The organism is Streptomyces sp. Da 82-17 (assembly GCF_046098215.1).
Classification (GTDB): domain Bacteria; phylum Actinomycetota; class Actinomycetes; order Streptomycetales; family Streptomycetaceae; genus Streptomyces.
Genome location: NZ_JBJURH010000025.1, coordinates 70844 through 96227 on the forward strand (window position 1 = coordinate 70844; position 25384 = coordinate 96227).

The 25384-nt window shown below is 72.9% G+C and carries 27 protein-coding genes; 13 read left to right on the forward strand and 14 right to left on the reverse strand.

Annotated elements, in window-relative coordinates:
• Positions 1–45: 45 nt before the first annotated feature.
• Positions 46–963: an NAD(P)-dependent oxidoreductase gene (locus ACIDOF_RS32045; protein WP_409009748.1), complete on the reverse strand. Its 918-nt coding sequence runs from the start codon at positions 961–963 to the stop codon at positions 46–48.
• Between the two features lie 4 nt (positions 964–967).
• On the opposite strand from ACIDOF_RS32045, the gene ACIDOF_RS32050 reads away from it, so the two are divergent.
• From ACIDOF_RS32050 to ACIDOF_RS32065, 4 genes are all read left to right on the forward strand, one after another.
• On the forward strand, positions 968–1543 hold the full coding sequence (locus ACIDOF_RS32050; protein ID WP_409009749.1) for a TetR/AcrR family transcriptional regulator: 576 nt from the start codon (positions 968–970) through the stop codon (positions 1541–1543).
• A 99-nt stretch (positions 1544–1642) separates the two neighbouring features.
• Complete coding sequence (locus ACIDOF_RS32055; protein WP_409009750.1) at positions 1643–2020, forward strand: nuclear transport factor 2 family protein; 378 nt, start codon at positions 1643–1645, stop codon at positions 2018–2020.
• Between the two features lie 114 nt (positions 2021–2134).
• Positions 2135–2572: an NfeD family protein gene (locus ACIDOF_RS32060; protein ID WP_409009688.1), complete on the forward strand. Its 438-nt coding sequence runs from the start codon at positions 2135–2137 to the stop codon at positions 2570–2572.
• 29 nt (positions 2573–2601) lie between these two features.
• Positions 2602–3702, forward strand: a complete 1101-nt coding sequence (locus tag ACIDOF_RS32065) for an SPFH domain-containing protein (protein ID WP_409009689.1) — start codon at positions 2602–2604, stop codon at positions 3700–3702.
• A 66-nt stretch (positions 3703–3768) separates the two neighbouring features.
• On the opposite strand, the gene ACIDOF_RS32070 is transcribed toward ACIDOF_RS32065, so the two are convergent.
• The 3 genes from ACIDOF_RS32070 to ACIDOF_RS32080 form a co-directional block, all read right to left on the reverse strand.
• The gene (locus ACIDOF_RS32070; RefSeq protein WP_409009690.1) at positions 3769–5019 is read right to left on the reverse strand and encodes an NAD(P)/FAD-dependent oxidoreductase; all 1251 of its coding nucleotides are present in this window, start codon (positions 5017–5019) and stop codon (positions 3769–3771) included.
• A 103-nt stretch (positions 5020–5122) separates the two neighbouring features.
• Entirely contained in the window at positions 5123–5281 is a 159-nt protein-coding gene (locus ACIDOF_RS32075) for a helix-turn-helix domain-containing protein (protein ID WP_409009751.1), read from the reverse strand.
• A 98-nt stretch (positions 5282–5379) separates the two neighbouring features.
• Positions 5380–6264: a LysR family transcriptional regulator gene (locus tag ACIDOF_RS32080; protein ID WP_409009691.1), complete on the reverse strand. Its 885-nt coding sequence runs from the start codon at positions 6262–6264 to the stop codon at positions 5380–5382.
• A 103-nt stretch (positions 6265–6367) separates the two neighbouring features.
• Between ACIDOF_RS32080 and ACIDOF_RS32085 the strand changes: the two genes are divergently transcribed.
• Both ACIDOF_RS32085 and ACIDOF_RS32090 read left to right on the forward strand, forming a co-directional pair.
• Entirely contained in the window at positions 6368–7309 is a 942-nt protein-coding gene (locus tag ACIDOF_RS32085; protein WP_409009692.1) for an EamA family transporter, read from the forward strand.
• 77 nt (positions 7310–7386) lie between these two features.
• Positions 7387–8046: an NAD(P)-dependent oxidoreductase gene (locus tag ACIDOF_RS32090; protein ID WP_409009693.1), complete on the forward strand. Its 660-nt coding sequence runs from the start codon at positions 7387–7389 to the stop codon at positions 8044–8046.
• A gap of 117 nt (positions 8047–8163) precedes the next feature.
• On the opposite strand, the gene ACIDOF_RS32095 is transcribed toward ACIDOF_RS32090, so the two are convergent.
• Complete coding sequence (locus tag ACIDOF_RS32095; RefSeq protein ID WP_409009694.1) at positions 8164–8508, reverse strand: hypothetical protein; 345 nt, start codon at positions 8506–8508, stop codon at positions 8164–8166.
• A 274-nt stretch (positions 8509–8782) separates the two neighbouring features.
• Between ACIDOF_RS32095 and ACIDOF_RS32100 the strand changes: the two genes are divergently transcribed.
• Together ACIDOF_RS32100 and ACIDOF_RS32105 are read left to right on the forward strand one after the other, a co-directional pair.
• Positions 8783–9004: a hypothetical protein gene (locus ACIDOF_RS32100; RefSeq protein ID WP_409009695.1), complete on the forward strand. Its 222-nt coding sequence runs from the start codon at positions 8783–8785 to the stop codon at positions 9002–9004.
• A gap of 76 nt (positions 9005–9080) precedes the next feature.
• Positions 9081–9365: a hypothetical protein gene (locus tag ACIDOF_RS32105; RefSeq protein ID WP_409009696.1), complete on the forward strand. Its 285-nt coding sequence runs from the start codon at positions 9081–9083 to the stop codon at positions 9363–9365.
• Positions 9366–9473: 108 nt separating this feature from the next.
• On the opposite strand, the gene ACIDOF_RS32110 is transcribed toward ACIDOF_RS32105, so the two are convergent.
• Positions 9474–10409 (reverse strand): LysR family transcriptional regulator, encoded by a 936-nt coding sequence (locus tag ACIDOF_RS32110; RefSeq protein ID WP_409009697.1) that lies wholly within the window; start codon positions 10407–10409, stop codon positions 9474–9476.
• Between the two features lie 178 nt (positions 10410–10587).
• Here ACIDOF_RS32110 and ACIDOF_RS32115 point away from each other — a divergent pair, with 178 nt between their 5' ends.
• The 3 genes from ACIDOF_RS32115 (at position 10588) to ACIDOF_RS32125 (ending at position 13381) form a co-directional block, all read left to right on the forward strand.
• Positions 10588–11013: a hypothetical protein gene (locus ACIDOF_RS32115; protein WP_409009698.1), complete on the forward strand. Its 426-nt coding sequence runs from the start codon at positions 10588–10590 to the stop codon at positions 11011–11013.
• Positions 11006–12682, forward strand: coding sequence for a multicopper oxidase family protein (locus ACIDOF_RS32120; protein WP_409009699.1), 1677 nt, complete (start codon positions 11006–11008; stop codon positions 12680–12682). The genes ACIDOF_RS32115 and ACIDOF_RS32120 overlap by 8 nt, the downstream gene beginning before the upstream one ends.
• 87 nt (positions 12683–12769) lie before the next feature.
• The gene (locus ACIDOF_RS32125; protein ID WP_409009700.1) at positions 12770–13381 is read left to right on the forward strand and encodes a hypothetical protein; all 612 of its coding nucleotides are present in this window, start codon (positions 12770–12772) and stop codon (positions 13379–13381) included.
• Here ACIDOF_RS32125 and ACIDOF_RS32130 read toward each other — a convergent pair.
• From ACIDOF_RS32130 to ACIDOF_RS32155, 6 genes are all read right to left on the reverse strand, one after another.
• Entirely contained in the window at positions 13378–14184 is an 807-nt protein-coding gene (locus tag ACIDOF_RS32130) for a MerR family transcriptional regulator (RefSeq protein WP_409009701.1), read from the reverse strand. The two genes, ACIDOF_RS32125 and ACIDOF_RS32130, sit on opposite strands and share 4 nt — an antisense overlap.
• Before the next feature lie 10 nt (positions 14185–14194).
• Entirely contained in the window at positions 14195–15034 is an 840-nt protein-coding gene (locus tag ACIDOF_RS32135) for an alpha/beta fold hydrolase (protein ID WP_409009702.1), read from the reverse strand.
• Between the two features lie 68 nt (positions 15035–15102).
• Positions 15103–16272, reverse strand: a complete 1170-nt coding sequence (locus ACIDOF_RS32140; protein WP_409009703.1) for an acyl-CoA dehydrogenase family protein — start codon at positions 16270–16272, stop codon at positions 15103–15105.
• A gap of 57 nt (positions 16273–16329) precedes the next feature.
• Positions 16330–17403 carry an alcohol dehydrogenase catalytic domain-containing protein gene (locus ACIDOF_RS32145; protein ID WP_409009704.1) on the reverse strand — a complete coding sequence of 358 codons (1074 nt, stop codon included), beginning with the start codon at positions 17401–17403 and terminating at the stop codon, positions 16330–16332.
• Positions 17400–17960: a DUF4334 domain-containing protein gene (locus ACIDOF_RS32150; RefSeq protein ID WP_409009705.1), complete on the reverse strand. Its 561-nt coding sequence runs from the start codon at positions 17958–17960 to the stop codon at positions 17400–17402. Before ACIDOF_RS32150 ends, ACIDOF_RS32145 begins: the two co-directional genes overlap by 4 nt.
• Positions 17957–19579 (reverse strand): succinic semialdehyde dehydrogenase, encoded by a 1623-nt coding sequence (locus ACIDOF_RS32155; RefSeq protein WP_409009706.1) that lies wholly within the window; start codon positions 19577–19579, stop codon positions 17957–17959. Before ACIDOF_RS32155 ends, ACIDOF_RS32150 begins: the two co-directional genes overlap by 4 nt.
• Before the next feature lie 234 nt (positions 19580–19813).
• Here ACIDOF_RS32155 and ACIDOF_RS32160 point away from each other — a divergent pair, with 234 nt between their 5' ends.
• The gene (locus ACIDOF_RS32160; RefSeq protein WP_409009707.1) at positions 19814–21046 is read left to right on the forward strand and encodes an oxygenase MpaB family protein; all 1233 of its coding nucleotides are present in this window, start codon (positions 19814–19816) and stop codon (positions 21044–21046) included.
• A 24-nt stretch (positions 21047–21070) separates the two neighbouring features.
• Here ACIDOF_RS32160 and ACIDOF_RS32165 read toward each other — a convergent pair whose 3' ends face one another.
• Positions 21071–22309, reverse strand: a complete 1239-nt coding sequence (locus ACIDOF_RS32165; protein WP_409009708.1) for a TetR/AcrR family transcriptional regulator — start codon at positions 22307–22309, stop codon at positions 21071–21073.
• A 229-nt stretch (positions 22310–22538) separates the two neighbouring features.
• Between ACIDOF_RS32165 and ACIDOF_RS32170 the strand changes: the two genes are divergently transcribed.
• Positions 22539–24104 (forward strand): long-chain-fatty-acid--CoA ligase, encoded by a 1566-nt coding sequence (locus ACIDOF_RS32170; RefSeq protein WP_409009709.1) that lies wholly within the window; start codon positions 22539–22541, stop codon positions 24102–24104.
• Here ACIDOF_RS32170 and ACIDOF_RS32175 read toward each other — a convergent pair.
• Entirely contained in the window at positions 23992–25320 is a 1329-nt protein-coding gene (locus tag ACIDOF_RS32175; RefSeq protein WP_409009710.1) for an MFS transporter, read from the reverse strand. The genes ACIDOF_RS32170 and ACIDOF_RS32175 overlap by 113 nt on opposite strands.
• Positions 25321–25384: the final 64 nt, after the last annotated feature.

Consider the following 25384-nt stretch of genomic DNA (forward strand, 5'->3'; position numbering starts at 1 on the left):
CGTCCCCGCCCATCTTGACGCGCGGATGCGCTGCGTGCAGTGCCGTTACACCTCCGCCTTCTTCAACAGCTCCACCAGCGAGGAGAAGCTGTCCGCGGCGTGCCCGGCGGCCATACCGCGCCGGAAGAGCTCGACGACCGCCGCCGGGAGCGTGGTGTCCACCCCCGCGTCGGCGTTGGTGTGCAGGACGTGCTCGACGCTGGCCGTGCCCATCGCGAGGCGGTCCACGTCACCCACGTGCCGGCCCGCGTCGATGCGCTCGGCGTAGAAGGAGAAGAACCCCGGCAGTGAGTTCGCGGTCTCCACGGCGTGCGGCAGGATGTCCGCCGCGCTCAGGCCGTTGGCGTCGGCGAGGGCGACGGCCTGCCAATAACTCAGCATCGACGTCCAGAACATGACCATGCCGATCTGGTACATGAGCGCGGCGAGCCCCGGGTCCTCTCCCCGGTGGTCGGTCCGCCCCGTGATGACTTCGAGCGCGGCCCTGTGCCGGTCGTACACGTCCCGCGGGCCGCTGTAGAACGTCGACGACTCGGCCCCGCCGATCCCGGAGGGCGGCACGGTGACGCCTCCGGTGAGCTGGACGGCGCCCCGCTCCTCCGCCCAACGGGCCGCCGCCCGGGCCTTCTCGGGGGTGTCCGAGCTGAGGTTGACGAGGACCCGTCCGGCCAGCGCGGCATCGGCGGGGCCGAGCGTGGCGTACACGGCGTCGTAGTCGGTGAGGCTGAGGACCACCAACTCGTTGGCGGCGAGCGCCTTTTCCACGTCAGGGGCGAGGAGTGCCCCGCGCGCGACGAGGTCGTCCGCACGGGACGCGGTGCGGTTCCAGACGGTGACCTCGTACCCCTGGTCGAGAAAGGCGCCGGCCATGGCCTGCCCCATGGGGCCGAGGCCGATGACGGTGACGGACTGCTCGGTGCGGTGCTGTTCGGTGCGGTGCTGTTCCGTGCCGTGCTGCTGCATGCAGATGCAGACCACCAGCACACGGGACCGGATCGTCGTCGCCGCAGCACGCCTCCTGCAGCGGCAGGGGTACGTCGGCACCGGAATCAAGCAGATCGCCCAGGAGGCACAGGCCACCCTCGGCTCCGTCTACCACTTCTTCCCCGGCGGCAAGGGGGCCGTCGCCGTCGCCGCGATCCGGCACAGCAGCGCGGAGTTCGCGACGCTCCTGCGCGAGGCGCTGGACAGCGACGACGACCCGGCCGAGGCGGTGCTGGCCTGCGCCCGCCGACTCGCCGACGAACTGCGCGAGTCGGGCTGGATCGACGGCTGCCCCGTCACCGCGGCGGCCCTGGAGACGCTCGGCACCGACTCCGAGATCCAGCAGGCGTGCGCCGACGCGCTGGGCGGCTGGGAGCAGTTGGTCCGCGACAAGCTGCTGCGCAGCGGCTTCCCCGCCGAGACCGCCGGGGAGCTGGCGACCACCGTCATCTCCACCCTGGAGGGCGCCGAAGTCACCGCCCAGGTCAACCGCAGCGAGGAACCCCTGCAGGCGGCGGGCCGACAGCTCGCCCGCCTGGTGCGGTCGTACGAGGACTAGTGCCGTGACCAGGACGGTCCGCTGTGGGCGGGACGGTCCGCCGTGAGCGGAAGGCGCCTCGCGGACTGGCGCACCTGCCACGGCTGGTATTACTGGGGCATGCAGGAAGAGACGGCACGCTCCGCGATCGACACGTTCATCTCCGCGTTCAACGCCTCGGACGACAGCTATGTGACTGCCCTGCTCTCCCAGGCCCTGACCTCGGACGTGGTCTTCTGGGGGCCGTTGGGTCGCAGCGAAGGGATCGCGGCGGTCGAGCAGTTCGTGCTGGACATCCGGCGCCACCCGGCGGGGACCGGCACGATGGTGCGCTGCTCAGCCGTGGACATGCCCGGGGAGTGGGCCCGGTACCAGTGGGTGTTCACCACGCCTGACGGAGGCCCCCGTCTGGCGGGAACGGACGTCGTCCATCTGCGACGGAGCCTCATCGACCAGGTCATCGTCTTCGCGGGGGAAATCGAACCGTCCGCCGCCTGAGTCGCCCTACTCGGGTTCCCTCGCCTCCGACGGCCGTGGACGACTTGCCGTCGCCGGAAGGTGGGCCGGGAGAGGTAGCTTGGAGGGGAAGGCCCTTTCCTGGAGGGGGATTCGATGCCGTGGTTCGTCTGGCTCCTCGCCGCCGCGGCACTGGGTGCCGCGGAGTTCTTCACCCTCACCCTGGTCCTCGGGCTGCTGGCGGGCGCCGCGCTCGTCGCCGCCGTGGTCGCGGGTGTGGGGATCGGTCTCGCCGGTCAGCTCGTCGCCTTCGGGGCGGCGGCAGCGGCAGGCCTCGTTCTCGTACGTCCTGTCGCGCTGCGGCACATGGCGCAGGAGCCGCTCTCGCACGAGGGCAGTGACGCGCTGATCGGGCGGCGGGCCGAGGTCGTACGCGAGGTGACCGCCACCCACGGCCTGATCAAGCTGTCCGGCGAGGAGTGGTCCGCGCGGGCCCTCGACGAGTCCCATGTGATCCCGGTGGGGGCGCTGGTGGACGTCATGGAGATCGAGGGCGCGACGGCCGTCGTGTATCCGCGCGAACTCCTGCCGTGAACCGCTGAACGCAGAGCACTGGAGGCGCTGTGGACGCAGTTCTGATCTTCGCCCTTGTCGCTGCCATCGTGGTCGTCTTCGTGGTGGCCGCCTCCGTACGGATCGTGCCGCAGGCCCGGCGGTACAACATCGAGCGGTTCGGCCGCTACCGCCGCACGCTGCAACCCGGCCTCAACCTGGTCCTGCCGGTCGCCGACCGCGTCAACACCAAGCTGGACGTGCGCGAGCAGGTGTATTCCTCCGACCCCAAGCCGGTGATCACCGAGGACAACCTCGTCGTGAACATCGACACGGTGCTCTACTACCAGATCACCGACCCGCGGGCCGCCGCGTACGAGGTCGCCGACTACCTCCAGGCGATCGACCAGCTCACTGTGACCACTCTGCGCAACGTCATCGGCAGCATGGACCTGGAGGAGACGCTCACCTCCCGCGAGGAGATCAACGCCCGGCTGCGTTCCGTCCTGGACGACGCCACCGGGAAGTGGGGCATCCGCGTCAACCGGGTCGAGATCAAGGCCATCGACCCGCCCAACACCATCAAGGAAGCGATGGAGAAGCAGATGCGGGCCGAGCGGGACAAGCGCGCCGCGATCCTGCACGCCGAGGGCGACCGGCAGGCCAAGATCCTCACCGCGGAGGGCACGAAGCAGAAGGACATCCTGGAGGCGCAGGGCACCCAGCAGGCGATGATCCTGCGGGCGGACGGCGAGGCGAAGGCCGTCGAGCGGGTCTTCCAGGCCGTCCACCGCAACAACGCCGACCCGAAGGTCCTCGCGTACAAGTACCTGGAGACGCTGCCGCACCTCGCGCAGAGCGACAACAACACGTTCTGGGTGATCCCGGGCGAGCTGACGGAGGCGGTACGGACCGTGACCAGCGCGTTCGGCGACCGTTCGGCCGAGGGCGCGCCGTCGGGGGCCGCCACCGGCCCGGAGGAGGACGACGGCCGCGTGCCCGAGCTGGAGAAGGGCACCCCGGCCCCGCCCCCGCCCCTCGACGCGGCCACCGCGGCGGACGAGGCCGTGAAACAGGCCGCCGCCGCGGTCGACGACGCGAAGGCCGAGGCCCAGGCCGTGCAGTCGCCACGGATTCCGGGGCGAGGTGGCAGCTCGGCTGCGGGCGAGTGAGCCGGTAGGGCGGCGCAGCACGTTCCGAGCCGGCTGGACACCTGCGCCCTGTACCCCCGCACCGTCTCAGGCCGACCCGCCCGCCACCGTCGACGTCGCCTCCGTCCGGGCCGCCGCTCGGTCCGCCTCAGCTGCTCGGAGGAGCTTGCGGCGTTGGGTGACGCCGCCGGGGATGCGGTGGAGCTTGTACGAGCCGGGCTTGCGGGCCTCGCCCGAGAGGTGGCCCGGGATGCCCTGGCAGACCTTCTCCTTGATCTTCGCGCCGAGGCCGTCGTCGATGTGCAGCCAGACCGCGATGTCGGAGCGGTTGGCGAACTGGTACAGGCCCGCGTTGCGGCCGAGGCTGACGCACTGCGCCGAGAACGACTGGTGCACATGCCCCGGCTCCTCGCCCGCGAGGCGGCTGAGGACGGTGTCGGCGGCCCGCGCGCCCAGCGGCGTCGCGTTGAGGCAGCTCATCCGCAGCGGCAGCCCCGACGGCGCCGCCGAGTCGCCGGCCGCGACGATCCGCGGGTCGTCCACGCTGGTCAGCGACTCGTCGGTGAGCAGCCGGCCGACCGCGTCGACGGCGAGTCCGCTGCGCGCGGCCAGGTCGGGCACGCCGAAGCCGACCGTCCAGACGGTGACCTCGCTCGGCAGTTCCCGCCCGTCGGCGAGCCGTACCGCGTCACCGGTCACCTCGGTCACCTTCGAGCCCGGCCCGTCCACGACGGTCACGCCGAGCTGGGCGAGGCGCCCCGCGACCGAGCGCCGGCCGCGGGTGTGCAGGTAGGGGCCGAGCACTCCCCCGCACACCAGCGTCACCCGCCGCCCCTGCTCGGCCAGTTCCGCGGCCGTCTCGATGCCGCTGGGCCCGGCGCCGACGACGGTCACCGGGGCGGTCGACGGCGCCCGGTCGAGAACGGCACGCAGCCGCTGCGCCTCCTCCAACGTCGCGATGGGGTGGGCGAGTTCGGCGGCGCCCGGCACGTCGGGGGCGGCGCTTCCGCTGCCGACTGCGTAGACCAGGTAGTCGTAGGCGAGGGCGCCCGCCGTGCCGTCCGGGCCGTCGCCCGCGAGGGCCACGGTGCGCCCGGCCGCGTCGATCCGGGTCACCTCGTCGACGACCAGCCGCACGCCGTCGGCGAGGACGTCCTCGTACGGGACGACCGCCTCGTCGGTGCCGCCGACCAGCTGGTGCAGGCGGACGCGGTGGACGAGGGTGGGGCGCGGGTTGATCAGGGTGACGTTCACGTCGGCGCGCTGTGTCAGCCGGTTCGCGGCCATCACGCCCGCGTATCCGCCGCCGATCACGACCACGTCGGTGTGCTCGCTCATGGTTCCTGCCTCCTCCGTATCCAGGGACACGGCTCCGTATCCAGGGGGTACGGCCTTCAGACACCGGCACGGCGGAGGTTGTGACAGGGGGCAGAACGCTCGTTCAGCCCGTCTCGTCCCGGAGGCGGGCCGCGTCGAGGATCGTGATGCGGCCGCGGTCCAGGCGGAGGACGCCGCGGTCGGCGAACTCGTGCAGGGCCTTGGTGCAGGTCTCACGAGACGCACCGGCGAGGGCGGCGAGCTGTTCGTGGATGAGGGCGATCTGCGGGCGCCGGGCGGTCGGGCGGAGCGGGCCCGCGCGCGTATGTGAGCGTGCTTACGTACGCACGGACAGGGGCGGCGGTCAAGGCACTGCGGGGCTCACCGTTCCGGGCGTGCGTTGGCGCGCAGGACCGTCAGGAGGGCTGTGGCCGCCGGGGTGGGGTTGAACTCGCTCCAGGCCAGGTGCTCGCTGCGGGTCGGGCCGCCCGTGACCGCGATCGCGACGAGGTCGGTGCCCGGCCGGATGATCGCGGGCGGCAGGAGCGCGACGGCGAGGTTCTGCTCGACCAGGTCGAGGATCAGGTTGATCGACATCGACTCGAACGTGACGTCGCGCTGGAGGCCCGCCGCCTCGAAGGCGAGGTCGCTCTGTGCGCGCCCGGGTGTGCCCGCCGTGAAGTCGACGAACGTCTCGTCCGCCAGATCGGCGAGCCGCAGCCGGCGCCGCCCCGCAAGCCGGTGCTCGGTCGACACGACGGCGACGTGCCGTTCCCTGGCCAGCTCGGCCGACTGGACGCCGGTCGGCGTGACGTTCTCCGGCAGGCCGAGGACCGCGATGTCCACCGCGCCCGCCGCGACGTCGGCGATCAGCGCGTCGCTGGGCGCGGTGCGCAGCGTGACGCGCACCGCCGGGTGCGCCTGGTGGAAGGCCCGCAGCGCCCGGGGGATGTCGAGGGCCGTGACCGTGGGGATCGTGCCGAGGGTGACGGGCCCGCGCAGCTCCCCGACCGTCGCCGTCGCGTCGGCGGCGGCACGCTCGGCGGCCTCCAGGCAGGCGCGGGCGGAGGGCAGGAACGCCTCGCCCGCGGCGGTGAGTTCGACCCGTCGGCTCGTACGCGCGAAGAGCCGCACCCCGAGTTCGTCCTCCAGCGTCTTGATCTGGTGGCTGAGCGCGGACTGCACGACGTAGCACTGCTCGGCGGCGCGCGTGAAGTTGCGGGTCTCGGCCACGGCCAGGACGTATCGAAGTTGCCTCAGCTCCATGCCGCCATCGTGCCTCACCGCGAGCGATTCATCGCGTCTCGCGATCGATTGCATGAAAACGATGTGTTGGACTCATGGTTGGGGCGGGCGCGACAGTGAGGTCGTGACCACAACGACAGCTCCCCCGGCCCCTTCCGCCCCCTCCCCGTCGGCGCCCGCCACCGCGGCGGGCCGTGCCGGGCTCACGCTCGCCACGGCGTTCGCGCCCGCGGTGTGGGGCACGACGTACGTCGTCACCACCGAACTCCTGCCGCCCGACGCCCCGTTGTTCGCCGGGCTGATGCGGGCGCTCCCGGCCGGGCTGCTCGGCCTGCTCGTCGCGCGGACGCTGCCGCGCGGGGCGTGGTGGTGGAAGGCGGGGGTGCTCGGCGCGCTGAACGTCGGGGTGTTCTTCCCGCTGCTTTTCCTCGCCGCGGAGCGTCTTCCCGGCGGTGTGGCGGCGACGCTGGGCGCGAGTCAGCCGATCCTGGTGGCGTTCCTCGCCGTGCTGATCCTCTCCGAGCGGCTGTCGCCGTGGCGGCTCGGGTGGGGTGTGGTGGGGGTCGTGGGGGTCGGGCTCGTGGTGCTGGGGCCGGGCGCGGCCTTCGACCCGCTCGGGATCGCCGCCGGGCTCGGCGGGGCCGCGGCCATGGGCACCGGCGTCGTCCTCACGAAACGCTGGGGCCGCCCCGAGGGGGTCAGCGCGGTCGGGTTCGCGGGGTGGCAACTCACCGCGGGCGGGCTGGTGTTGGTCGTGCCGACGCTGCTCGTGGAGGGCGTGCCGGGCGGGATCGACGGGCAGGCCGTCGCCGGGTACGTGTGGCTGGGCACCGCGGGCGGGCTCGTCGCGTACACCCTGTGGTTCCGGGGGCTGCGCTCGCTGCCGGTGACGGCGACCGCGCTCCTCGGACTGCTCTCACCGCTCGTCGCCACCGTCCTCGGGGTGCTGCTCTCCGGCGAGACCCTCGCACCCCTTCAGCTCCTCGGCTTCGCGCTGGCGCTCGCGGCGCTGGCGGCGGGACAGATCACGCCCGCCTCGCGTTCGTCACGTTCCTCAAGTTCCTAGCGCTCCTCCCGCAGTTCTCTCGCTTCACCTCTCTTCGCCTCTCTTCGCCTCTCTTCGACTCCGAAAGGGTCCGACTCGTGAACATCGCAGTCCTCGGCGCCACCGGAATGGTCGGCTCGCGCGTCGTCGCCGAAGCCGTCTCGCGCGGCCACCAGGTGATCGCCGCCTCCCGACGCCCCGGTACGGCCGCCGCGCCCGGCGTCACCTCCGTGGCCGTGGACGCGGGCGGCGGCGACCCGGCGTCCCTGGACCGGGCGCTCGACAAGGCCGACGTCGCCGTACTCGCCGTCCGCCCGGCCCCCGGCCAGGAGGACACGCTCGCCCCGATGACGGTGGCCGTGCTCGACGCGGCGGCGCGGACGGGCGTCCCGGTCCTGGTCGTCGGCGGGGCGGCGCCGCTCGACTCCCCTGCCGAACCTGGCCTGTCGGTGCTCGACGATCCGCGGTACGTCGCGGCGCAGTGGCGGGCGATCGCGGAGGCCAGTACGCGTCAGCTCCAGGCCTGTGCGGAGCACCCGTACGACGCGTGGACGTACGTCAGTCCGCCGGCCCTGCTCGAACCCGGGGCCCGCACCGGACGCTACCGGCGCGGTACGACGACGCTGCTGACCGGCCCCGACGGCAGCTCCCGCATCAGCGCGGAGGACCTGGCCGTGGCCGTGCTCGACGAGCTCGAACGGCCGGGCGGCGTACGGCACTTCACCGTCGCGGAGGAGACCTCGGCGCCCGGGAGGTGAGCCGGGCCCGGACGGCCCCCGGACATGAGCCGGGGGCCGTCGGCGTACAGAAAGGGGAGGGGGTGCGCGTCCCCGACGATGCGCACCCCCTCCGTCCGTGCCGGCTGAGCGTGTCCGTCAGCCGAAGACGACCGAGCGGACCTTCAGCCGCTCCGACGCCCCGCCGGTGTGCGGGCGCAGGCGGAAGGAGTCGCCCTCGCAGTCGGTGTCGGTGAAGACCAGCGCCCAGGCGTCCGTGCGGTTCTTCGGCGAGTGGCCGGGCAGCGGGTTCTCCCAGCCGACGCCGGGCAGGTTCACGCACTCGCCGCTGGGCGGGTCGTTGAGGAAGCCCGTCACGGCGTGCCCCTCGAGTGTCACGTAGTCGTAGCGGAACTGCCCCGAGGCGGCCGAGGCCGAGCCGGGGACGGCGACGAGGAGCAGGGCGGCGCCGAGAACGGCGGTGAAGGCGGAGCGAAGTCGCATCGACCGGTCTTTCTGCTGGTGGGAATATCGGCGCCGCCATGTCTGCCCGCCCGGCGGGCGGTCTCCGGGCCGCTCACACGGACGGATGGCGACGAAACGAACCTGCATGCCGCCGAACGGCCGTACGACCGCCTCTGCGGCGGGCCCGCCGGGCCCAACCCGCCGCCGCAGCAAGCGTTTTGTAGCGGCCGGGGGCGGCAGCACGGCTGTGCGTGCGCCGGGCGGTGCGGCATCGTGGGCCGCGTACCGCCGTCTTGCGGGGATCGGAGGGGACATGGCGTGGACGACGGAGGAGTTCGGGACGTCCCACGAGGGCTGGGTGGGCGCCGTGCTCGCGGACGGCACCGAGCCGGAGGTGGTGTACCTGGACCCCGGCAGCGGGTCCGAGTTCCGTGAGACGCGGGAGTGGTGGGCGTACCACGGCGCCGGGAGCCGGCCGTCGGCGGCGCGGGCGCGGGCCGCGTGCTCGTGCGGATGGCGCGGCACGGCGGAGTAACCCGATCGACCGGGGCGAGGCCGACGCCGTGCGGGACTTCCCCTCCCCCGGGCCCGCCGCGGACTGGGAGCGGCACATGGCCGACGTGGAGGCACGCACCGTGCCGCTGCCGGACGACCTGACGGCCCTCCTCGCCCGGATCGACGAACAGCTGGACCGCCTCACCCACGACGCGCCGCTGGCCGCGCTCAAGGCCGTGGCCGCGTTGGAACGCACGACGCAGCGCTTCGGCGGCCGAGCGGCGGCGTACGTCGACGCGGACGAGATCCCCGACGAAACCCTGACGGCAGGCCTCGGGCTGACGGCGGACGACGTCCGTGCCCGGTTGTTGCGCTATCGGTTGGGGGGTCGGCGGGGGTGAACGTACGGACGGCTGTGGAGGGTTGGTTGTTCGTGGCGCCGTGGACGTGGAGCGGCCGACGTCCGACCGGGCACTGGGCACTGTCGGGCCTCCGCCTCCGCCGCCGCCCTACCCGGCAGCCTCCCGGCACGGGTGTGGGCAGTGCACCGCGCCCGGCACGGCCTGTTCGCCGGGTTCCCAGTCCCACTGCGTGATCGTCGTGCGCATCAGTTCGGCGGCGGTGGAGAGCCGGTTGTTCGTGGCGCGGTAGAGGTGGACCGTGCGGCGGCAGTCGGGGTGGTCCACCGCGATCCACACGACCGGCGCGCAGGTCGTGGAGCGGCGGGCCATCGCGGGGACCAGGCCGATGCCGAGGCCCGCGCTGATCAGGTCGGCGATGGCGCTGGACTCGTCGCCCTCGCAGACGATCTTCGGGGTGAGGCCCTGCCCGGCGAAGAGGCGGTCGAGGAGGCGGCGCAGCCAGTGGCGTCGGGTGGCCGTGACGAAGGGCTCGTCGGCGAGTTCCTCGACGGTCACCGACGTACGGCCCGCCAGCGGGTGGCCGAGCGGCGCGGCCACCCACACCGCCTCGTCGAGGAGTTGGACCGCCTCCAGGCCCTCGACCGGGATGGCCTGCGAGGACACGCACAGGTCGACGTCCTGGGCGCGCAGGTGCCGGGCCATGTCGTCGGCCGGCAACTGATGCAACTGGACCTCGATCGCCGGATGCGCCCGCTTGAACGCCGTGAGCGGACCGGTGAGCGTCAGGAACGTCTCCGACGCCAGGCGTACGGTCCCGAAGCCCTCGCTCGTCGCGTCGGCGACCGCGCGCCGGCCCGCGTCGAGTTCGCCGAGTGCGCGTTCCACGTACCCGAGGAAGAGCTTCCCCGCGTCGTTGAGGCGGAGGCGGCCCGCGCGGTCGAACAGCGGCGTGCCGAGTTCGCTCTCCAGGCGGGCGACGGTGCGGCTCAACGACGGCTGGGCGACCCGGAGTTCGTCCGCCGCGCGACTGAGGTGCTCCAGGCGTGCCACGACGACGAACTGCTTGAGCGCGTTCAGATCCATACCGTTCCCTCCATGCCTGCACAGGTATAGCGGCATAGCAATATTGGTCTTGGTCAAGATAACTCGACGGTCATAGCGTGAAGGGCGTTCCGGTTCGCCAAGGAGTTCCGGTTCGCCAAGGAACGGAACCAGCACGGATCGGAACGGATCCGGACGGAAACCAACGGGGAGGACGCCCATGGCCACCGCGGCAAGCGGGTGGGTTCTACGGGCCGTCGTCAGCGCGCATGTGATCACGGTCTTCGGACAACCGGTCTTCGCCGGCGTGTACATGAGCGGCGACTACGACGGCCTGCGCTGGCACACGGTCGGCGCCGACGTCACCAGTTACATCGGCTATCTGCAGTTCGTCGTGGCGATCGTGGCGTGGGTGCGGCTGCGCCGGGCCTGGCCGTTCCTCGCCACGCTGGCGGTGGTCGCGGCCGAGACGGTGCAGTACGTGGCGGGGATGGAGGGCGCGCTGTGGCTGCACTTCCCGCTGGGCGTGCTGACCGTCGCCGGGATCGTCGTGCTGTTCGTCGCCGTGTGGGCCCGGCCCCTGCACCGCCGGGCCCCGCAGACGGGCGAGGCGCGCGTGCGGACCATGGAGGCCGGCCATGCCTGAGCAGCACGCCGACCTGCCCGGCCGGGCCCCCGGCCTGAACCGGCGCCGGGTCCTCGGCATCGGCGGGGCCCTCGGGCTCATGGCGGCCGGCGGGCTCTCCGCCTCGGCCGCGCTCGCCCGCCGCCCGGCCGTCACCGGCGCCGAACTGCGCAGCGCCGTACCGCTGCCGCCCCCGTACCGGGTGCCGTTGCCGATCCCCGACGTCCTTGCGCCGACGGGCACTTCGGGCGGTGTCGACCGGTACGAGATGACGCAGCGCGAGACGACCGCGCAGATCCTGCCCGGCGTCCGCACCCCGCTGTGGACGTACGAGGGCACCTTCCCCGGGCCGACCGTCGAGTCCCGGCGCGGACGGGCCGTGCGGGTGACGCACCGCAACGAACTGCCCGTGCCGACCGTCGTCCATCTGCACGGCGGGCGGACCCCGGCCGACTCGGACGGGTATCCGACGGACCTCGTGCTGCCGAGGGGCTGGCCCGAGTCCGGCCCCGACGGCCCCGACGGCCACACAGGACACGGCGCCGGACACGGAAGCGGGAACTCCGGCCACGGCAGCGGGAACGGTGGGCACGCCATGCAGGATCCGCGGGCCGTCGTCACCGACCTCACCCGCGCCTACACCTTCCCGCTGGACCAGCGCCCCGCCCTGCTCTGGTACCACGACCACCGCATGGACTTCACTGCGCCCGCGATCTGGCGGGGGCTCGCCGGGCTGCACATCGTGCGGGACGACGCCGAGGACGCGCTCGGACTGCCCGCCGGGCCGCGCGAGCTGCCGCTGATGATCGCGGACCGGGCCTTCGCCGCCGACGGGAGCCTCGCCTACCCGGCGCTCGACCCGACGCTCCGGCGGACACCGGGAGTCGAGGAGCCCTACCTCGCCGGGGTCCTCGGCGACGTGATCCTCGTCAACGGCGCCCCGTGGCCCGTGCACGAGGTCGACGCGGCCCGCTACCGGCTCCGTCTCCTCAACGCCTCGAACGCCCGGCACTACGAGTTCGAGGCGGTCGGCGACGACGGGCGGCGGCTCGACCTCGTGCAGGTCGGCGCCGACCAGGGGCTGCTCGCCGCCCCGGTCACGCACCGGCGCCTCCCGATGGCCCCGGCCGAACGGTACGACGTGGTCGTCGACTTCGCGGACGTCCCGGTCGGCAGCCGCGTCCGGCTCGTCAACCGCCTCGGCGCCGGCCGTACCCGCGACGTCCTCGCCTTCCACGTCGTACGCAAGGCCGCCGACCCGAGCCGGGTCCCGCGGGTCCTGTCGGACGACCTGCCCGACTGGCGCCGCGCGGACGCGGTCCGGGTGCGGGAGTTCTCCTTCCGGGGCGGACGGATGCGGGGCGGGCACGGCTGGCTGATCGGCGGGCTGCCGTACGACCCGGCGCGCAGCGACGTGACCGTGCGCCTGGGGGACGTCGAGGTGTGGCGGATCGTCGCCGACGTGCACCATCCCGTGCATCTGCACCTCGTCGGGTTCCGGGTGCTGTCGCGCGGCGGGCGGGAGCCGTTGCCGCACGACGCGGGCCTGAAGGACACGGTGTCGCTGCGGCCCGGCGAGTCGGCGGAGATCATCACCCGCTTCGACGGCTACCGCGGCCGCTTCCTCTTCCACTGCCACAACGCCGAGCACGAGGACATGGGGATGATGGCCAACTTCGAGGTCGTCTGACACGGCCCGTAAAGGTTGGATCGGCGCTTCGTCAGCGGGGCGTCAACAGGCCTGGTTCGCCGGGGAGTCGGGGCTAGCTTCGGCCGTATGGGACTCCGTGGCGGCAGGGGCGGCAGGGGCAGGACCTTCGAGGCGGTCGCCGGAGTGGCTGCCGGGCCTCCCGGCCGTCTCGCCGTCGCCGACCGGCGCTGGCCCGCCGACGTGCGCGACGCCCTGGTCTGTGCGGTGGCCCTGCTGGGCCTCTCCCTCCTCGTCGACGGGTGCGCGGGCGGCCTGACGGTGTGGCGGGTCGGCCTGTGGTCCGGGCTGTCGGTGTGGCTGTTCGTCGTGCTGCTCCCGCCCCGGGTGACCGCCGGGCCGGGATGGCTGGCCTCGCGGGGACTGCTGCGGAGCCGGTGCGTGCGTACGGACTGCCTGGTGTCGGTGCGCTGGCACGACGGCGTCGCCCAACGCCTCGTCCTGCGCGACCTGTACGGCACCCGCGTCGAGGTCGACCCGACGGTCCTGACGGGCAACCCGGCGCTCTGGGCGCTCCTGGAGGCGGGCGCGCGCACCTCGGCCGAACGGCGCCTGCTGACGTGCGGTGCCACGGCCCTGCGTCAGTTGTCCCGCCGTGTCGACCGCGAGACAGTACGCACCCTGTTCAGGATCTCGGGGCTCGACCGGCCCACCGAGCCCTGGGCCGGGGATCCCGACTAGCCGCGACTGCGCGGGACTTGGAGCCCGGCCTCGCGCAGTTTCTGTTCCATGAGGGTCGTGAGGCGGGTCAGGGTCGGGTGCTGGTCGGCCCGGTGGTCGTTGATGAGGCGGTAGCGGGTGGTGGCGTCGGGAGTGGCGGAGAGGTCGGCGGCCTGCTCCTCCATGAGGTCGCGGCGGGTCAGCAGGTTCGCGACGAAGTCGGCGGCGAGCGCGTCCAGGCGCGGGTCGTCCGGCTCCCAGGACAGCGCCTCCCAGCTGCGCTGGGCGAGGCGGACGTACTCGGGGTCGTCGAGCCGGTGCTCCAGTTGCGCCACGAAGCCGTCGAAGAAGTCCGGGGCCACCGCCCGCGCCAGGACCAGGCCTTCCCGCTGCGAGGCGGTGTAGGCGGCGGGGAAGCCGAGTGCGGCGAAGCGGTCGAGGAGGGCGCAGGCGCGGTCGGGCAGGAGGGCCCGGTCGCCGTCGGCGAGGCGGTGCAGGGTGTCGCGGCGGGCGACGAGTTCGTCGATGCGCTCGTTCAGGCGCCGTTCCACGTCGTCGAGGGCGGCGGCGAACCGCTCCGGGCCGGCGTCCAGGAGCTCGCCGATCTCGGCGAGCGGCACCCCCGCCGCGGCCAGGGTGCGCACCTGGACGAGGCGGAGGAGGTCGGTCGACGCGTACCGGCGATAGCCGGAGGTGTCCCGGCGCGGCTCGTCGACCAGGCCGAGCCGGTGGTAGTGGCGCACCGTCTTGATCGTGACCCCGGCGTACGCCGCCGCCTGCCCGATCGTGAGCCCGCCCGCCATCAACTCGCCCTGCCCAAGCATCTGTTGACCACTACGCATCGCCTCCCGCCGTCGACTGCCGTGCCGCCGACGCTACCTCGCGCATGGCACGGGCCACCGCCCGGTAGTCCTTCCGCAGGATCGCGCCGTGGTCGCTCGCCACCTTCTCGCCGACCTTCAGGTTCGGGTTGCGGGCGAGTACGGGTTCGAGTGCGGCGCGGGCGTCCTCCTGCTCGCCGTCCTTGCTGCCGTAGCTGTCGCCCGCCGCGAGGACGTACCGCACGGGGCAGGTCACGCGTTCCAGTACGGGGGCGCAGGCGGCGGCGATCTCGTTCAGCTCGATGTTGACGTCGGCGTGCTGGTCGGCGGACATGCGGGCGGCGAGGCCGAAGGGGGCGACGAGGGGCAGGATCAGCCGGTTGCGGCGGAACAGCTTGCGGATCCGCTCGTGCCCCTCCGCGCCGGTGAGGCCCGCGGGCAGGGCGCCGTCGACGTTGACGACGGCCCGGACCCGGTCGGGGTGCCGCTCGGCCCAGTACATCGCGGTGAACGCGCCGTACGACCAGCCGACGAGGATCGGCCGTTCGACGCCGCGGGCCGTGAGGACCGCGTCGAGGTCGCGTTGGCAGGCCTCGAAGGAGTAGTCGGCGGACTTGCGGGACTTGCCGCGGGCGCGCCCGTCGAAGGTGATGTGCCGCCAGTCGCCGCCGAGTTCGGCGACGGTCGGCTTCCAGTGGCGCTGACTTGCGTAGGCCCCGTTGAGGTACACGACGGGGGTGCCGGTGCCGCCGGTGTCGGTGACGGCGAGTGCGGTGTCGTCGACGGCGACCATGCCCGTCCAGGCGGGGTTCGGCTTCGAGTTCGGCTTCTGGTTCGTCTTCGGGTTCGTCATACGGAGCACTCTGCGGGTTGACCTCGGGTCAACCTCAAGGGCTCCGGTGAAGAACTTTCCGCCCCGCGTCAGAGGCCCAGGTCGCGGGCGACGATCTCCTTCATGATCTCGGTCGTGCCGCCGTAGACGGTGGTGATGCGGGAGTCGAGATAGTCGTGGGCGATGCGGTATTCGAGCATGTAGCCGTAGGCGCCGTGGAGTTGGAAGCAGCGGCCGACGATGTTCACGTAGCTCTCGGTGGCCCAGAACTTCGCGGACGCGGCGTCCACGGCGTCCAGCTCGCCGCGGGCGTGCCGGGCGAGGAGGCCGTCGATGTAGGTGCGGCCGACGCGGGCGGTGGTGACCATGTCGGCCAGCTCGAAGCGGGTGTTCTGGAAGGAGCCGACGGTCCGGCCGAACGCCTTGCGCTCCTTGACGTACGCGACGGTCCGTTCCAGCACGCCCTCGATGGAGGCCATGGCGTTGGCGGCGATGGAGATGCGTTCCTGGGCGAGGTTGCGCATCAGGGACTTGAAGCCGGCCCCCTCGGCGCCGAGCAGGTTGGCGGCGGGCACGCGCATGTCCTGGAAGAACAGCTCGCTGGTGTCCTGCGCGTGCAGGCCGACCTTCTCCAGGTTGCGGCCGCGCGTGAACCCGGGCCGGTCGGCCTCGACGACGAGGAGGCTGATGCCGCCGTGCCGGTCGGGTCCGGTGCGTACGGCGGTGACGATCAGGTCGGCGTTCTGGCCGTTGGAGATGAACACCTTGCTGCCGTTGACCACGTATGCGTCGCCGTCCCGGACGGCCGTCGTGGTGATGCCCGCGAGGTCGCTGCCGGTGCCGGGCTCGGTCATGGCGACGGCGACGACGAGTTCGCCGGCGGCGATGCCGGGCAGCCAGCGGGCCTTCTGCTCGTCGTCGGTCAGGCCGGTGAAGTACGGGACGACGATGTCGTTGGACAGTCCCACTGCGGCGAGCCCGTCGGCCGCGGGGTGGCGGGAGAACTCCTCCCCGATGACGGCGTTGAAGCGGAAGTCGTCGATCCCGCCGCCCCCGTACTCCTCGGGGATGTTGAACCCGAGGAGCCCGGCCTTCGCGGCCTCCCGGAACAGCTCCCGGTCGACCTTCCCCTCGGCCCGCCACCGCTCGGCGTGCGGCGCGGCGTGTCTGTCGGCGAAGGCGCGGACCGTCTTGCGCAGCAGTTCGTGGTCGTCGTCGTACAGCGTCCGCTCGGGCCGGATCGCAGGCGCGGTCGTCATCGGTGCTCCGCTCTGTGTCGTCGGGTCGGTCGTACGGGTACGGGGTCGATGCGCGGGTCAGGCGTGGGGCGGGAGGAGTACGGGTTTCAGTACGCGGCCCGTGCGCTGGTCGGCGACCGCCCGGTCGAAGTCGGCCAGCGGGTACGGCGTGACCAGGGCGTCGAGGGGCAGGCGGCCCTGCTCCCGGCGGCGGACCAGCTCCGGCACGAGGAGCCGCGGATCGGCGTCGCCCTCGACGCAGCCGCGGAGTTGCAGGCCGCGCAGCATCAGCTCGCGCACGTCGACGCCGACCGTGCGGGGGCCGAGCCCGACCACGGCGAGGATGCCGCGCGGCTGCAGCAGGGCGAGGGTGCGGGTGAGCGTCTCGGGGCGGCCGGTGGTGTCGAGGGCGTGCGTGCCCGACGGCATCGGCGCGTCCAGGGACTGCACCGCCAACGCCCCGTGCCGTACGGCGAGTTGGCGGCGCGCTGCCACGGGTTCGGCCACGACGACCTCGACGCCCTCCGACAGGGCCGTCAGAACGGCCGCGCTGCCGACCGCACCCGCGCCGACGACGAGCAGCCGGTCGCCGGGGCCCGGCCGCAGGATGTTGAGGACCGCGCCCGCTCCGGTGAGGAACCCGCAGCCGAGCGGGGCGGCGGCCTCCGGCGGCACGTCCCCGACCGGCACGCACGCGCGGGCGTCGGCGAGCGCTGCCGACGCGAACGACGACTGCCCGAAGTGGGCCGCGTACAAGGGGAGTCGGCCGGGCTCCTGCTGCCGCAGGCGGAGCGTGGGCGAGCCGTCGACGCGGCGGCCGGAGGCGTTCAGGACCGTGGCGAGGGCGCAGTAGGCGGGATGCCCGGCCCGGCACTGCTCGCAGCGGCCGCAGGAGGCGAAGGAGATCACGACCCGGTCGCCCACGCGGACGGTGTCGACCTGCGTCCCGGCCCGGGCTACGGTGCCGCAGCCCTCGTGGCCGAGGACCGCGGGGCGGTCGCCGAGCGCTGCGCGGGTGACGAGGTCGGTGTGGCACACGCCCACCGCCTCGATCCGGACGATCACCTCGTCCGGCCGGGGCCCGTCGAGTTCGGCGTCGACGAGTTCGCTTGGGCGGTCGGGCCCGCGCGAGAGCAGCACGGAGGCCCTCATGCCGGGCCGTCCGCCGAGCCGTCGGACGTGCCCGCCGAGCCACCGGTCCCGCCCGCAGCCCCGCCGGTCCCGCCCAAAGTCAGGGGCGTCAACTCCTCGCGTTCCAGGCCGAAGTAGAAGTGCCGGCCGTCCGCGAGCACGAGTGCCGGTCTGCCGTTCATCACGCCCATGAGGGTGTGGTCGTCGACCCGTTTGAAGTGGTCGAGGACCGGCATGCCGTCGTACACCATCGTCGCGGTCACCTCGCCGCGGAACTCGACGTTCCAGAGGCTCGCCTCGCCGCGGCCCGCCTTGGTGTCGGAATAGAGGGTGCCGTCGGCGGCTCGGCAGACGAGGGGTTTGGCGTCGTCGAGCGCGTCGAAGCGTTTGCCGTGCCAGCGGGTCGCGGCGAGCGTCTTCTCGATCGGATGCCCGGTGGGGAAGGCGAAGCCGCGCCACGCGCCGAGCACCTCACAGGCGTCCACAGGCTCCAACTCGGCCCAGAGTGCGTCGAGTTCGCCGGTGTCGAGGGGGCCTTGCGCGGCCCGCAGCGACTCCCACTCCTCCCGGACGCTCATCGGACCCGCAGCCGGCGCAGCAGGGCGAGTTGCCCGTTGGTGCGGCGCACGAAGTCCTGTGCGGTGGCGCCGGGTTGCGGGCCGAGGGGCAGCAGCCGTTGCGTGGCGACGGTCCGGGTCTCGGTGTATTTGCGGATGCCCTCGGCGCCGTGCCGTCTGCCGAGGCCGCTGTCGCCCATGCCGCCCATCCCGGCCTCGATGCTCCCGGCGGCCGCCGCGGCGCCGTCGTTGATGTTGACCGCCCCGGCCCGGACGCGGGCCGCGAGGCGGGCGGCGGCGCGGGTGTCCTTCGACCAGACGGACGCGGAGAGCCCGTAACTCCCCTGGTTGGCCAGGCGTACGGCCTCGTCGTCGGTGCCGTAGGAGGAGAGCGAGAGCACCGGGCCGAAGGTCTCCTCGGCGTACACGGCCATGTCACCGGTGACGCCTTCGAGGACCGTGGGCTCGTAGAACAGCGGCCCGACGTCCGGGCGGGCCCGGCCGCCGACGAGCACCCGCGCCCCCTTGGCCACCGCGTCCGCCACGTGCGCCTGGACGGCGGCGAGCCGGGCGGGCGAGGTGAGCGAGCCGATGTCCGCCGCGTAGTCGTAGGACCGGCCCAGTTTCAACTGCCGTATGTGCCGTACGAGTTGGTCGCGGAACGCGTCGTACACGTCCTCGTGGGCGTAGACCCGCTCGATGTGGATGCACATCTGGCCGGTGTTGGCGAAGGCCGCGGTGACCGTGCCGTGCGCGGCCGCGGCGAGGTCGGCGTCGGGGCGGACGATCAGCGGGTTCTTGCCGCCGAGTTCGAGCGACGCCCCGACGAGACGGCGTGCGGCGCGCTCGGCGACGGCGCGTCCGGTGGCGGTCGAGCCGGTGAAGCAGACGTAGTCGACGGCGTCGACGAGGGCGCCGCCCACCACGTCTCCGGGGCCGGTGACGATCCGCCACACGTCGGCGGGCAGCCCGGCCTCCGCCATCAGTTCACGTGCCCAGAGCAGGGTCAGCGCGGTCTGCTCATCGGCCTTCGACACGACGGAGTTGCCCGCGAGCAGCGCCGGGAGCACGTCGCCGACGCCGAGGTAGAGCGGATAGTTCCACGGAGAGACGACGCCGACGACGCCCCTCGGCACGCGCACCTCCACGACCTTCGTCAGGCCGGGCACCATGCCGCGTACCCGTTTCGGCGCGAGGTGGCGGCGGGCGCGGCGGGCGTAGTGCCGGGCGATCGTCGCGACCTGCGCCACCTCCTGCCAGGCGTGGTAGCGGGCCTTGCCGGTCTCCCACTGGACGAGGTCGAGCACCTGCTCCTGGCGTTCCAACAGCAGGTCGTGGAAGGCGAGGACGACACCGGCCCGGCGCCCGGGCGAGGTCCGCGCCCACTCCTCCTGTGCCGCCCGGGCCGCCGCCACCGCCCGCGCGACGTCGTCCGGGGCGCACACGGGGACGGCGGCGACGGGCGTCAGGTCGAACGGGGCGAGCGCCGTCGACACCGCGCCGCCCTCCCCCTCCCGGCTCACCCGCGCACACCACCGCGCGACCGCCTCGCCCGTCACCCACCCGGGCCGCGAGGACGGCGCCCCGGCGCTCTGCGCGTCGGCGTCCGGCAGCGGGGTGTGCTCCTGCTCCGTGGTCATGCGGGGGCTCCTCGGTCGTACGGAGACGTCGTACGGGAACGTCGTACGGAAAAGTCGAACCGGAACGCCGCTGCGCCGCCCTCGCCGAGTCTCTTGTCGGTGGCGGCGCGCCTCGCTATGTTAATCGGAAATCACATCCTGGAACAAGCATCGAGTCATGCGCGGCTCCCCCAACACCCCATCGGGGCAAGGCGTGTTGAGCCGCATCGACCTACCAGGAAGGCGAGCAGGTCAATGAGCGATCTCAGCGGGAGGAACGGAAGTCCGAGCCGCAGGAAAGTCCTGTCCCTCGGTGTCGCGCTCGGCCTCGTGGGCGCGGCGGGCAGTGCCGGCGAGGCGTGGGCGTGGTCACCGGAGGGCTCGATCGCGGGCGCCGGCGCGGGCGCCGACCCGGAGTACGTGTGGGACGACGAGGTGGACCGGCTCCTGGTCTCCCTGATCGAGAACGGGCAGGTTCCGGCGGTCAACTCCGCCATGGAGTCCTGGGTGAACAACGACGACCCGCTGCCCGGGGCGTTCCCGGCCGAGCTGACGGCGTGGCTGCGGAAGGTCAACCGGCTGCCGTCGTGGGCGGACCGGGCGATGCTGGCGCGGGCGGCGGACTTCAACCGGCGCAAGGACACGTATCTGTTCATGCTGTACGGGCTCGGCAGCGGGATCATGAGCACGGTGATCCCGCGCGAGGCGCGCAGCGTGTACTGGTCGGCGGGCGGCGCCGACATGAAGGACCGGGCGGCGAAGACGTTCACGTTCGGCTACGACCTGGCGGAGCTCGACGGCTTCGAACCGTCGGGCCAGTTCGTGGTCACCGCCAACAAGACACGTCTGGTGCACGCGGCGGTCCGGCATCTGCTGCCGCAGTCGCCGCACTGGACGTCGGTCTCGGACCAGGACATCCCGATCAGCAACGCCGACATCCTGGTCACCTTCCACAGTCTCGGCACATACGTACGCAGGAAGCTCCTCGAATGGAAGGTGCCGTTCTCGACAGAGGACCAGGCGGCGTTCCTGCACTCCTGGCAGGTGGCGCTGCATCTGCTCGGCGTACGGGAGGAGTACATCCCGAAGTCGTGGGCGGCGGCCGAGGAACAGTCGGGTCAGGTGCTGACGCCGATCCTCGCGCCGACGACCGAGGGCATCCAACTCGCGGAGGAGCTGCTGGGGTTGCCGTCGCAGGTCGACCTGGGGGTGTCGCGCGGCTTCCTCAACGAGTTCGTGCGGTACGTCCTGAGCGACGAGATCGGCGACTGGCTGGGCCTGAAGCGGGACCCGGCGTCGGCGGCGCTGATCCGCGCGGGGTGGCCGGCGTACATCCAGTTCCGCGAGGGTCTGATCCCGGTGGCGCCCGGCGGGTTCTATCTGTTCGACCAGTTCCTGCGGGCGCTGGCCATGGCGTTCCTCAACAACGGCTCCTCGGGTCAGACCACCCCGATCGTCATCCCGACGGGCAACCGGCCGAGCTCCTGACGCCCCGGCCGGCCGAAGCCCACGTCAGACGCCCAGTGCGGCGACCACCAACTCCGTTACGGCGGCCCGGTGTTCGGGGCTGTCCCGCCAGCGCAGCTTCCGCCCGGCCTCGACCACCACACCGAACCCGGCGTGCACCAGGACCCGGGTCTGCCGCGGGTCGAGGTCGGGCCGGGCGAGCCTCAGCTGCTGCTCCCACACGGCGATGTGCTCGCGCTGGGCGTGCACCAGCGGGCGCTGCAACTCGGCGGGCAGGCCCCCGAATTCGGCCTCGGCGACGCTGGTGAGGTCGGTGTGCTCGAAGCTGTACGCCACATAGGTCTCGGCGAGCGCAATGAGCGCGTCCCGTGGTTCGGTGACGCCGTGCAGCGCGCGGTCGACCGCCTGCGTGAGCAGCCCGGCCGCCTGGAGGCAGGCCGCGGCGAGGATGTCGACCTTGCCGGGGTAGTGGCGGTACAGGGCGGACGGGGCGATCCCGACGGCCTCCGCGATCTGGCCGTTGGTGACGTTGGCGAAGCCGTCGCGGGCGAACAGCGGGACGGCGGCGGCGAGGATCTCCGCCCGCCGCGAGCGCGCCACCGGCAGCGCGGGCAGTTCGACGGCACGCCCGCTCCCCCGCACCGGCCTGCGCCCGGCGTTGGCCACGCGCAGGGCGCAGGTCGACAGCAGGTCTTCCAGGCGGCGCTGGGCGATCGACGTACGGTGCATGGTGATCGAGCCGATCGCGCCGAGCGCGGCGACGACCCGCAACTGGCGTGCTGCGTCGGCGAGTTCAGTGGCCGACGCAGCGGCCGACGGTTCGGAGTCAGGGCGTCCCGCGTCGGGGCGTTCGGCCGCCGGGTCTTCATGTCGGCGTACGGCTTCGGTGGCGCGGCCCACGACGCGGGCGAACTTGGCGCGGAGCAGGCGGCGGTCGTCGCGGTCGAGGTAGCGGGCCTCCCACCGGTACACGCCGCCGGAGGCGCGGTGGGCGGCGGTGACGCGGATGAGGGCGGTGAACACGTCGGCGGGCGGGGCGTCCCGGGGCAGTTCGTCGAGGGCGGCGACGAGCCGGTCCGCCATGGTGTGCGCGCACTCGGCGAACAGCGCGTACTTGTTCGGGAAGTGCCGGTACAGGGCCGCGGCGGAGATGCCCACACCGGTGGCGATCTCCTCCATGGACGCGGCGTGGTAGCCGCGCTCGCTGAACAGCCGGCCGGCCGCCTCGACGATGAGCTGCCTGCGGTTGCGGGGGCGCGTGGCGGAGAGCGGCTCGGCGGTCATGAACGTACGGGCTGGTGCGGGGACGGGGCCATGCCGCTCAGTCAATCACAACCCGCGGGGGCTCGGCGGCGGGGCGGCGGCGGTTCCCGCACGCCCGGGCACGCCTCGTACGCCATGTGATTCCTGATTAACAAATCGGGTCACGACGCTTCTCCGGCCCGGGGGTTGGCGGGCAGAATGCCGGAGCAGCCACCACCGCGCGGACCGACCGACAACTTACGGAGTCCCCATGTCCAACGGCACGGCTCCCGCCTGGTCCTTCCGGAACCACTGGATGTCCCAGGCGGCCACGCACGCGATGATGCGCCCCGACAAACCCGCCCTGCGCCACCGTGGGGAGACGACGACCTGGGCGCAGTTGTCGCGGCGTTCCCTGCAGCTCGCCGCGGCGCTCGCCGACCGGGGCGTCGGCGCGGGCGACCGGGTGGCGCTGCTCACCCTCAACCATCCGTGGTTCGTGGAGACCGTGTTCGCGGCGAACAGCCTGGACGCGATGGCCGTGCCGCTCAGCTTCCGGCTCGCGCCCCTGGAGCTGGAGTACATCCTCGCGGACTGCGCGCCGTCGGCGGTCGTCGTCGACGCCCCACTGCTGCCGCTGCTGCGCTCGGTGCCGGGGGCGGCGTCGATCGGCACGGTGGTCGTGATCGGGGAAGCGGGCCCCGCGGAGTGCGCGTACGAGGAGTTCCTGGCCGCGTACGAGCCGATGGAACTGCCGGACGTGAGCGAGGAGTCGACGGCGCTGATCATGTACACCTCGGGCACGACGGGCCGCCCGAAGGGGGTGCTGCTGTCGCACCGGAACATGCAGGTGCAGGCGGTCACGTGCATCCGCGCGATGGAGATGTTCGACGACTCCGACGTCGGCTTCCTGACCGCGCCGTTCTTCCACATCGCGGGCCTCGGATCGATGGTCGCGAACTTCGTGGTCGGCGGGACGACCGTGATCCACCCGCTCGGCGCGTTCGACCCGAAGGCGGTCCTCGACGCGTACGAGGCGGAGGGCGCGACCGTGGTGTTCAACGTGCCGCAGCAGTGGGACCTGCTGTGCGCCGAACCCGACGTCGACAAGCGGGACTTGAAGCTTCGGATCATCAGCTGGGGCGCCGCCCCGGCGAGCGACGCGACGCTGCGGGCGATGGGTGAGAAGTTCCCGGGCGCGCTGAACGTGGCGGTGTTCGGCCAGACCGAGACGTCGCCGATCACGTGTGTGCTGCGCGGCGCGGACTCGCTGCGCAAGCTTGGCTCGGTGGGCCGGCCGATCCCGGGCATCCAGTACCGGATCGTCGACGCGGAGATGAACGACGTACCGGTGGGCGAGGTCGGCGAGATCGTCTACCGCGGGCCCAACGTCACCCGGGGCTACTGGCGGAAGCCGCGGGAGACCGCGGAGGCGTTCGAGGGCGGCTGGTTCCACTCCGGCGACCTGGTGAGGCAGGACGAGGAGGGCTTCGTCTGGGTCGTCGACCGCAAGAAGGACATGATCATCAGCGGGGGCGAGAACATCTACTGCGCCGAGCTGGAGAACGCCGTCGCCGCCCACCCCGCCGTACGCGAGGTCGCGGTCGTCGGCCGCCCGGACGACCGCTGGGGCCAGATCCCGGTCGCGTACGTCACGACCGCCCCGGGCGCCGACCTCTCCCTGCCCGACCTGACGCGCTTCCTCGACGGCCGCCTGGCGTCCTTCAAGCGCCCCAAGGACCTGGTCCTGCTGGACCAACTGCCCCGGAACGCGGGCGGCAAGATCCTGAAGCCCGCACTCCGGAAGCTGGACTCGCAGCGGAGGAACGGGAGTTGAGCCTCCCGGACACGCCCAGCCCGTACGTGAGGGCCAGGGCGAGTGCGCCGAGCGCCGCGGCGGTCCAGCTGAGGATGCCGACCGCGGCGGGCAGGGGCGTACGGATGGTCATCAGGCCGACGGCGACGGCGGGGACGCCCGAGCCCAGGTAGAACAGCAGGTGCAGGGCCGAGCCCACGCCCGCGCGTCGGTCTGCGGGGGTGCGGGCGTCGACGGCCGTGGTGGCGCCGCTGAACGCGAGCCCGTGCCCGGCGCCGGCGAGCAGGGCCGAGCCGACGGTCGCGGGGAGGGAGGTCGCGCCGGTCGCGGCCAGCAGGACCAGGCTCGCGGTGAGTGCCGTGACGCCGACGAGCTGGGTGACGTAGGCGCTCCAGCGGACGGCGGCGAGTTGGGCGAGCAACGACCAGCCGAGCACGGCGGCGAGCACCGCGCCGGACAGGGCCGGGTTGTCGCTGTGCAGGGTGCGTTGCAGGAGGGCGGGCACGAGCGCGAGGTAGATGCCGACGACCGCCCACGCGAGGAAGCCGTTCAGGCCGGACACGCAGAAGACGGGCCGCAACGGGGCCGGGATGCTCGGGCGGGCGAGGCACGGGCGGACGATCGCGCGCGGAGCTGCCGGGACGGCCCTGCCGAGCCGTCTCCACACCCACGCGAGCAGCGCCAGGTGCAGGACGAACGGCGTGACCAGCGGGCCGGGCACGTACTGGGCGAGCACGCCCGAGACCGCCGGGCCTAGCGCCGTGCCGCCCGCGAAGGCGAGGCTGACCAGGAGCGGGCCGCCGATGCGCGCGCTCCTGCTGCGGTGCCGGGCGATCAGCGACTGGGCAGCCCCCGTCGCCGCGCCCAACGCCGACGCCTGCCCGACACGACCCGCGAACAGCACCGCCGTACTGTCGGCCAGCAGGAAGCACAGCGAGCCCGCCGCGGCCAGCAGCACACTCGCGCGGACGAGCGGGCGCGGGCCCAGCGCGTCCGCCGCCGCGCCGCACAACAGCAGCGCCGGGCCGGACACCAACGCGAAGGTCGCGAAGAGCAGCGTCATCACCAAGTCGCCGTAGCCGAACAGGCGTTGGTAGTCCGGATAGAGCGGGCTCGGCAGGTAAGCACCCGCCGTCAGCACGATCAGCAGCAACCCGGCGGTACGTACCGCCCCGCGGTCCCGGTCCACCGACTCCGAGGGCAGCCTGCGCCCCCGAGAAACCTTCAGCTCAGCCACGCCTGTCAGTGTGCACGGCAGCAAACACGAGCGGAATCAAACAGTTCCGGGGGTGACCGTGCAA

Bases quoted from the DNA above. Each gene is read 5' to 3' on its own strand.
- ACIDOF_RS32045 (WP_409009748.1), bottom strand. From the start codon at position 963: ATGCAGCAGCACGGCACGGAACAGCACCGCACCGAACAGCACCGCACC.
- ACIDOF_RS32050 (WP_409009749.1), top strand. From the start codon at position 968: ATGCAGACCACCAGCACACGGGACCGGATCGTCGTCGCCGCAGCACGC.
- ACIDOF_RS32055 (WP_409009750.1), top strand. From the start codon at position 1,643: ATGCAGGAAGAGACGGCACGCTCCGCGATCGACACGTTCATCTCCGCG.
- ACIDOF_RS32060 (WP_409009688.1), top strand. From the start codon at position 2,135: ATGCCGTGGTTCGTCTGGCTCCTCGCCGCCGCGGCACTGGGTGCCGCG.
- ACIDOF_RS32070 (WP_409009690.1), bottom strand. From the start codon at position 5,019: ATGAGCGAGCACACCGACGTGGTCGTGATCGGCGGCGGATACGCGGGC.
- ACIDOF_RS32080 (WP_409009691.1), bottom strand. From the start codon at position 6,264: ATGGAGCTGAGGCAACTTCGATACGTCCTGGCCGTGGCCGAGACCCGC.
- ACIDOF_RS32095 (WP_409009694.1), bottom strand. From the start codon at position 8,508: ATGCGACTTCGCTCCGCCTTCACCGCCGTTCTCGGCGCCGCCCTGCTC.
- ACIDOF_RS32100 (WP_409009695.1), top strand. From the start codon at position 8,783: ATGGCGTGGACGACGGAGGAGTTCGGGACGTCCCACGAGGGCTGGGTG.
- ACIDOF_RS32105 (WP_409009696.1), top strand. From the start codon at position 9,081: ATGGCCGACGTGGAGGCACGCACCGTGCCGCTGCCGGACGACCTGACG.
- ACIDOF_RS32110 (WP_409009697.1), bottom strand. From the start codon at position 10,409: ATGGATCTGAACGCGCTCAAGCAGTTCGTCGTCGTGGCACGCCTGGAG.
- ACIDOF_RS32115 (WP_409009698.1), top strand. From the start codon at position 10,588: ATGGCCACCGCGGCAAGCGGGTGGGTTCTACGGGCCGTCGTCAGCGCG.
- ACIDOF_RS32120 (WP_409009699.1), top strand. From the start codon at position 11,006: ATGCCTGAGCAGCACGCCGACCTGCCCGGCCGGGCCCCCGGCCTGAAC.
- ACIDOF_RS32125 (WP_409009700.1), top strand. From the start codon at position 12,770: ATGGGACTCCGTGGCGGCAGGGGCGGCAGGGGCAGGACCTTCGAGGCG.
- ACIDOF_RS32130 (WP_409009701.1), bottom strand. From the start codon at position 14,184: ATGCTTGGGCAGGGCGAGTTGATGGCGGGCGGGCTCACGATCGGGCAG.
- ACIDOF_RS32135 (WP_409009702.1), bottom strand. From the start codon at position 15,034: ATGACGAACCCGAAGACGAACCAGAAGCCGAACTCGAAGCCGAACCCC.
- ACIDOF_RS32140 (WP_409009703.1), bottom strand. From the start codon at position 16,272: ATGACGACCGCGCCTGCGATCCGGCCCGAGCGGACGCTGTACGACGAC.
- ACIDOF_RS32145 (WP_409009704.1), bottom strand. From the start codon at position 17,403: ATGAGGGCCTCCGTGCTGCTCTCGCGCGGGCCCGACCGCCCAAGCGAA.
- ACIDOF_RS32150 (WP_409009705.1), bottom strand. From the start codon at position 17,960: ATGAGCGTCCGGGAGGAGTGGGAGTCGCTGCGGGCCGCGCAAGGCCCC.
- ACIDOF_RS32155 (WP_409009706.1), bottom strand. From the start codon at position 19,579: ATGACCACGGAGCAGGAGCACACCCCGCTGCCGGACGCCGACGCGCAG.
- ACIDOF_RS32160 (WP_409009707.1), top strand. From the start codon at position 19,814: ATGAGCGATCTCAGCGGGAGGAACGGAAGTCCGAGCCGCAGGAAAGTC.
- ACIDOF_RS32165 (WP_409009708.1), bottom strand. From the start codon at position 22,309: ATGACCGCCGAGCCGCTCTCCGCCACGCGCCCCCGCAACCGCAGGCAG.
- ACIDOF_RS32170 (WP_409009709.1), top strand. From the start codon at position 22,539: ATGTCCAACGGCACGGCTCCCGCCTGGTCCTTCCGGAACCACTGGATG.